The 7,101-nt window shown below is 38.5% G+C and carries 6 protein-coding genes; 5 read left to right on the top strand and 1 reads right to left on the bottom strand.

What is annotated here, in order from left to right; genetic code table 11:
* Positions 1-1,263: Ig-like domain-containing protein (locus ACP6PL_RS29470; RefSeq protein ID WP_426548916.1), on the bottom strand; the 1,263-nt coding region annotated here is incomplete at its 3' end.
* Positions 1,264-1,617: 354 nt separating this feature from the next.
* Between ACP6PL_RS29470 and ACP6PL_RS29465 the strand changes: the two genes are divergently transcribed.
* The 5 genes from ACP6PL_RS29465 to ACP6PL_RS29445 form a co-directional block, all read left to right on the top strand.
* A complete protein-coding gene (locus tag ACP6PL_RS29465) occupies positions 1,618-1,938 on the top strand; it encodes a hypothetical protein (protein WP_426548915.1) in 321 nt (106 codons plus the stop codon).
* Between the two features lie 500 nt (positions 1,939-2,438).
* Positions 2,439-3,959 (top strand): photosystem II chlorophyll-binding protein CP47, encoded by a 1,521-nt coding sequence (gene psbB, locus ACP6PL_RS29460; protein WP_426548914.1) that lies wholly within the window; start codon positions 2,439-2,441, stop codon positions 3,957-3,959.
* Positions 3,960-4,145: 186 nt separating this feature from the next.
* Positions 4,146-4,241 (top strand): photosystem II reaction center protein T, encoded by a 96-nt coding sequence (locus ACP6PL_RS29455; RefSeq protein ID WP_094678826.1) that lies wholly within the window; start codon positions 4,146-4,148, stop codon positions 4,239-4,241.
* A gap of 152 nt (positions 4,242-4,393) precedes the next feature.
* On the top strand, positions 4,394-4,945 hold the full coding sequence (gene nrdR / locus ACP6PL_RS29450; RefSeq protein WP_426548913.1) for a transcriptional regulator NrdR: 552 nt from the start codon (positions 4,394-4,396) through the stop codon (positions 4,943-4,945).
* A gap of 1,206 nt (positions 4,946-6,151) precedes the next feature.
* Positions 6,152-7,101 (top strand): 30S ribosomal protein S1 (locus ACP6PL_RS29445; protein WP_426548938.1); only part of this gene is annotated, 950 nt, incomplete at its 3' end.

The raw sequence follows: 7,101 nt of genomic DNA, 5'->3' as shown, positions 1-7,101 counted from the left end.
ATCGGGTTGGTTGTTGACTGAAGCTATGGTAACTCTTACTGTGGCAGTATCTGTACCACCATTGCCATCATCAATAGTATAGGTAAATGTATCAGGACCTATAAAACCACTATTAGGAGTATAAATAATTTCGTCATCTGTAGTGTCAATAGTTCCTTGGTCATTAATACTAACTGTTCCATTAGAAGGAATACCTAATGGAGTAATAATGGTTAATGGATCATTATCAATGTCACTATCATTACTCAGAACTGGAATAGAAACAGCAGTATCTTGAGATGTCGTTATAGAATCATCTACTGCATCGGGTTGGTTGTTGACTGAAGCTATGGTAACTCTTACTGTGGCAGTATCTGTATTGCCAAAATCATCAATGATAGTATAGGTAAAGGTATCTGTATCAGTAAAATCTAGGGGTGGTGTATAAGTAAATGTACCATTATCATTAAGCTCAATAATACCCCCATTAGTGCTGCTATTATCAAAACTATTAATGCCAAAGTTGTCTCCATCAGGATCGCTGTCATTACTAAGAAATGAAAATGTAACTTCAGTGTTTGGAGGTGTACTGACAAAATCATCTACTGCAATTGGAGGGCTATTAGGAGGAGTTTCTGGTGCTGGTATATCTGGTCCTACATCTATCTGGGAGGCAAAAATTGAGCTTGAATTTTCAGCAAATACTCCACCATAACCTACGAACACCTCTTCGCCAAACGCTAAACCATCCCCAACATTCCCAACCTTAACCCCAAGTTCCCAACTACCTCCCAACTCTCCACAACCAACACGACCAACAGCAGCAGCAACACCTACTCCACTCAACTCATGCAACCTTTCCACAAAAGCTGCCCCAATATCTCCCGCAGCTACCTCGCAACCATACAACAATATTCCACCACACCCTATCGCCTCTCCCCACTTTTCCAACTCCGCTCCGTATGCTGCCAAATTCCCAAGACTCAACCGAGTATTACCCAACTGCATACTACCAGGGGAACCATGACCAACAATATGCAGACTAGAAACCGGATAGTCAAAAATTGCCTTACTTACCTGTCTAACCCCATCCTCACCAGATTCCAGAATTACAATCTTTGCCCCCGGTAAAACCCCCGATGCCAACATCCCATAATTTTCCACCCTGGGGTCAATAATTACCAACATCCCCAAACCAGGCGATCGCTTACTTACCAAAAAACCATTACTTGCAGAATTTTGACGAAGAATATTATCGTTTTGGTTAGCAGTTAAAAGGTTCATAATCAATATTCCTAAATCTGGTTTATATTATCTTAGGAATTACGCAAACAAATCCGGTTTCTACAGTAAATCATTGTTTTGAACAATAGACATCTACAAGAAACCGGGTTTCTGGGTTCGCCTGCTTAAGTCCTGTTATATTTTTTCCTAACTTCAGCTTAAATTCTGTAAATTAAGTCGAATTAATTATATAAATCCAAATAGAAATAACTCTATAGAAAAAACATTAAATTTTCATATTTTCCAGCCAATAACCTAACTTTTTTAACATTACTTAATATCTGTTTGTAGATATTTTCAAGATTCTTATTTTTGATAAAATTTTTAATAAATTAGTTAACCTGAGAAAAGTCTGTGAAATACTTCTTCTTATCAGAGGGATGGGCAATTGGTCAAATTTGGACGGTAGGTGGCCTGTGGAATGAAATTGCCTGGAGACGGACACCCGATATCAAAAAAATGTCAATCTGTCTGTGGGATAAAAACGAACAAATGTGGCTTCATCGGGTCGAAGATGCAGTATTAATGCTAGAAATTTATCCCACTACCGAAGCTCAACAGTCTGCTTCTAATCAAAATATTGGCAACGTTGTATTAACTCGCTTGATTGATGCCGAAAAAGTATTAGAATACCTTTCCAAGACCTCAGCCATTTGTCAAACCAACCATACTTAAGTCAAACGTCAAAAAATAAAAGTCAAAAGTTAGTTGATTTTAATTACAGTAGAAATTGCTATGGCAGTTGCCATTACTTTTAAGACGGAACTAGCTAAAACTAGGTGAATATCCACAATTAATACTATTTTATTCCTTCTTCAATTTGCTTGCTATTAACTTCAAAACTCTATACAATTCTTGAAAAAGTTTTAATTTTTATGCACTCATCTGGTAAATTTGGCCATTCTGTCCGAAATAATCTTGATAATAGGACCAATATTGGAACAATTTATTTTTGAAGAGAGCATAAATCTAAGAGATGCGGTTGGCTCGACCGTGAATGCCTGTGGATGAGTAACCGCCGACGGCCTCAGTCGAAGCAGGAAGTAAACATCAAATTGTCACATTATGTGACGCTTTGTGTCAGTTTTATCAGCAGCAGCATAACAAGCAAAAGAAAAAAGCTTAAAGCTTTCAGAATAGATTAGACATCATTATTTATAGGAGGAGTGTAGTCAATGGGACTACCTTGGTATCGTGTACACACAGTTGTTCTGAATGACCCAGGACGACTAATCTCAGTGCATTTAATGCACACTGCTCTAGTAGCAGGTTGGGCTGGCTCAATGGCCCTTTATGAACTAGCAATTTTTGATCCTAGCGATCCAGTCCTAAACCCTATGTGGCGTCAGGGAATGTTTGTTATGCCATTCATGGCCCGTTTGGGTGTTACCGAATCTTGGGGTGGTTGGAGTGTTACAGGAGAAGTAGCTTCCAACCCTGGTTTCTGGTCTTTTGAAGGTGTAGCAGCAGCTCATATCGTTCTTTCTGGTCTACTATTCCTAGCTGCTGTATGGCACTGGGTTTTTTGGGACCTAGACTTGTTCTTTGACCAACGTACAGGAGAACCTGCTCTAGACCTGCCAAAAATGTTTGGCATTCACTTATTCTTATCTGGTTTACTTTGCTTTGGTTTTGGAGCCTTCCACCTGACCGGAGTATTTGGTCCGGGAATGTGGGTATCAGATCCTTATGGATTGACGGGTTCTGCCCAACCCATAGCGCCTGCCTGGGGACCAGAAGGATTTAACCCATTTAATCCTGGTGGAATTGTAGCTCACCACATTGCAGCAGGAATTGTGGGAATTATTGCTGGTTTGTTCCACTTATCTGTAAGACCCCCAGAACGTCTATACAGAGCTTTGCGGATGGGTAATATTGAAACAGTTCTCTCTAGTAGTATTGCAGCAGTTTTCTTTGCAGCATTCGTTGTAGCTGGAACAATGTGGTATGGCAGTGCTGCTACTCCTATTGAACTATTCGGCCCAACTCGTTATCAGTGGGACAGTGGTTACTTCCAGCAAGAAATCGATCGTCGTGTCCAAGCTGAGTTAGCAGCAGGCAAAACTGCTTCAGAAGCTTGGTTAACTATCCCAGAAAAATTAGCTTTTTATGACTACGTTGGTAATAGCCCCGCTAAAGGTGGTCTGTTCCGTGTTGGCCCAATGAACAATGGTGATGGTTTAGCTCAAGGTTGGCTTGGTCATCCTGTGTTTAAGGATAAGGATGGCGAGGAATTATTTGTACGTCGTCTACCTAACTTCTTTGAGACTTTCCCAGTTATTTTAACGAATTCACAAGGTGTAGTTAAGGCTGATATTCCTTTCCGTCGTTCTGAGTCAAAATATAGTTTTGAAGCTCAGGGCGTAACAGCTACCTTCTTCGGTGGTGAACTTGATGGTCAAACCTTTACTAATTCCTCAGATGTTAAGAGGTTTGCTCGTAAAGCTCAGGGAGGTCAACCTTTTGAATTTGACCAGGAAACTTTAGGATCTGACGGTGTATTCAGAACTAGCACTCGCGGTTGGTTTACTTATGGTCATGCTTGTTTTGCTCTCCTATTCTTCTTCGGTCACATTTGGCACGGATGTCGGACTTTGTTCCGCGATGTGTTTGCGGGTATTGACCCAGACCTAGAGGAACAAGTAGAGTTTGGTTTATTCCAGAAACTGGGTGACTTGAGTACCCGTAGGGAGTAAAGATAACAAAACAAATACTAAAATTTGGCATCAATACAATTATGGCCAAATTAAGTATATCTAATCTTCAAATTTGATAAAAGTCCAACGATTACTTTGAAAAAAGTTACAAAGTATTTTCGTTGGACTTTTATTTACTATCAACTGGTAAACTAATAAAGAATTGGATTTTCAGGAAATTCCCTTATGGAAAGTACAGCTTATATACTGGTATTAGCTTTGGCCTTAGGTGTAATATTTTTTGCGATCGCCTTCCGCGATCCACCTAGGATTGGAAAGTAATCATTCTTGATGAGTTTCCTATCGAAAAAATTGCCTTTTTGATAACTTAATGAGTGCTGAGTTCTTAGCCCAGCACTCATACCCAATAAGTAATAACAAATGGCCATCTCCCCGAGCTGGGCAAAATTATTTATGTATGAAAAATTTAAAGTATGCTATGTCCAATTTGCCAACATACAAATAGTCGTGTTCTAGAGTCTCGGTCAGCCGAATCTGGTAAGAGCATTCGACGTCGGCGAGAATGCATGAACTGCCAGCATCGTTTTACGACTTATGAAAGAATAGAATTTGTTACAGTAACAGTGATCAAAAGGGATGGTAAAAAGGAGTCCTTTGACAAGTCCAAATTACTTCGAGGTATTATCCGTTCCTGCGAAAAGACTGGTATTGAATCTAGTCGGCTTGAAGCTTTTGTCAATGAAATAGAGGTTGAATTACAGGGTAGATCTCAGAGAGAAATTACCAGTGCTGAAATTGGTGAAATTGTTCTGAGTAAATTGAGTGCTATTAGTGAAGTAGCCTATATTCGTTTCGCCTCTGTTTATCGTAAATTTCAAGGTATTCGGGATTTTGTAGATACTTTAAATCATTTACAAAATCAAAAAGATAATTTAGAATTTGATAGGACTTTGCCAAAAAGTTCTGACATTTCTCTACAACAAGATGCTCGTGATCGTGAAACACCAGCCTCTTGTACAACTTAGTCCTGAACTTGAGAAGAGTAGGCAAGTACCTTGAAAAGATTATAACAAATTGAAAACTCTTGGTATGTAAAGCTTGTACTTATTAACACTGATAAATACCTGAAATTATTACGTATGTCTAGATATGAGTAGCATATTTTCAGTTTATTTAGTGATAAGTCTAAGTAACTAGAGCATTACATCTAGTTTAAAGATATTTTTGGACTTAAGATATTTTACATACCTATAGGCCAAACACTTTTGCGAATTCCATAAGTTTTCTGTTTTACAAACGGATTGATCGAGTATTAACTCACCAAAATGTCTTACTTTGTCTCTAGATGTTTGGCTAGTCTGAATACTGTCCTGACTCTTGTAACAGTGACAACTACAGCCCCGCCTCATCCCCTTTGCCGAAGGGTTGAATATTTGGTTTGTAGATTTTGAAGGTTAATATGGACAAATTTTCTGTAGGAGCAATTTTTCTTCTTCCTAGTTTGTTGATCTTTAAACTGTAGTAAGTCAATTAACTACTTCTGTTCAATTAATCTTCCTATTGCAATACAGTAGGTATGTGAATTACAACTTGTATTATACTAAACATTATCAACAGTCCCATTAGACAGCAAGACAAGCCCTAGGTCTAGGTATTTTGCCAACATCTAGATAAATTGGAAAGTTATTACGAAAAAATGGCCAAAAAATAACTTGGCTCAGAGTTGTGGTAAAATAAACTGTTTTGAATCATAATGATAGTTTAGGAACTTGCCTTGACTCGGTAAAATTTATATTCTACTGATATATAGACCTCACTAGAGCAAATCAAAACTCTAGGTAAGTCTCACTCTAAATTAGAGTTATAAAAAAATGAAGTAAATGTCCAAGCCTTCATTCGGCAAGTGGTATTAGTAACAAAAACTCTAATGGGCTGAAAAGTAACAGTTGCTTACCTAGATTATACAAAAAAATAGGTTTTTCTATAAAACCATAGTTTTTGTAAAGGAAAGTTTTGTCTCATATATAACTTATAAAGTATAAGTAGAAAGATGCGGTTTGCTTGACCGTTGATGTCTTTGGATGTCCTACTGCAGAGTGTTACCGTACAAGCAAGAAGTAAACATTGAAATGTCACTAAATTGTGACGTTTTATATAAGTTTTATGAAGCAGAGAAACTATCAAGACAAGTAAAAAACATTAAGGAGAGAAATCCCAAGAAACTAACACGCATGATAAATTTGAAAACACCAACCAAAGAAGTAGGCTTTACTCACGAAGATTTTGCAGCCCTACTAGATAAATATGACTATCACTTTAGTCCTGGGGATATTGTAGCAGGGACAGTATTTAGTTTAGAACCAAGGGGAGCATTAATTGACATTGGAGCTAAAACTGCTGCTTATATTCCAATCCAAGAAATGTCAATTAATAGGGTAGAAAACCCCGAAGAAGTTCTACAGTCTAATGAGACAAGAGAATTCTTTATTCTAACAGATGAAAATGAAGATGGACAGTTAACTTTGTCCATTAGACGGATAGAATATATGCGGGCTTGGGAAAGAGTCCGGCAACTACAAGCAGAAGATGCAACTGTGCGTTCCCAAGTATTTGCGACGAATCGTGGTGGAGCTCTAGTTCGGATAGAAGGGTTACGTGGATTTATTCCTGGTTCACACATTAGTACACGCAAACCAAAAGAAGATTTACTTAACGAAGAATTACCTCTAAAATTCCTAGAAGTAGACGAAGAGCGCAATCGTCTAGTTTTAAGTCATCGTCGCGCTTTAGTTGAGCGGAAGATGAATCGCCTAGAAGTAGGGGAAGTTGTGATAGGTGCAGTTCGTGGTATTAAGCCTTATGGAGCTTTTATAGATATTGGTGGTGTCAGTGGCTTACTCCACATATCAGAAATTTCCCACGATCATATAGAAACTCCTAGCAGTGTACTAAAAGTCAATGATGAACTGAAAGTTATGATCATTGATCTAGATGCTGACAGGGGTCGTATATCTTTGTCAACGAAGCAACTAGAGCCAGAACCAGGGGCGATGGTGAAAAATCCACAACTGGTATATGATAACGCAGAGGAAATGGCGGCTAAGTTTAGGGAAAAAATGATGGCTGCCCAGCGAGGAGAAACAATAGAAGAAACAGCAGTAGAAGCACCGGAAGTTGAAGC

It is taken from the genome of Dapis purpurea BLCC-M126 (genome assembly GCF_050015975.1).
GTDB lineage: Bacteria > Cyanobacteriota > Cyanobacteriia > Cyanobacteriales > Microcoleaceae > Trichodesmium.
This window is presented reverse-complemented; position numbering and strand designations above follow the sequence as displayed.

What these genes read in the sequence shown, in the direction of transcription:
- psbB (WP_426548914.1), top strand. Translation starts at nt 2,439, where the DNA reads ATGGGACTACCTTGGTATCGTGTACACACAGTTGTTCTGAATGACCCA.
- ACP6PL_RS29455 (WP_094678826.1), top strand. Translation starts at nt 4,146, where the DNA reads ATGGAAAGTACAGCTTATATACTGGTATTAGCTTTGGCCTTAGGTGTA.
- nrdR (WP_426548913.1), top strand. Translation starts at nt 4,394, where the DNA reads ATGCTATGTCCAATTTGCCAACATACAAATAGTCGTGTTCTAGAGTCT.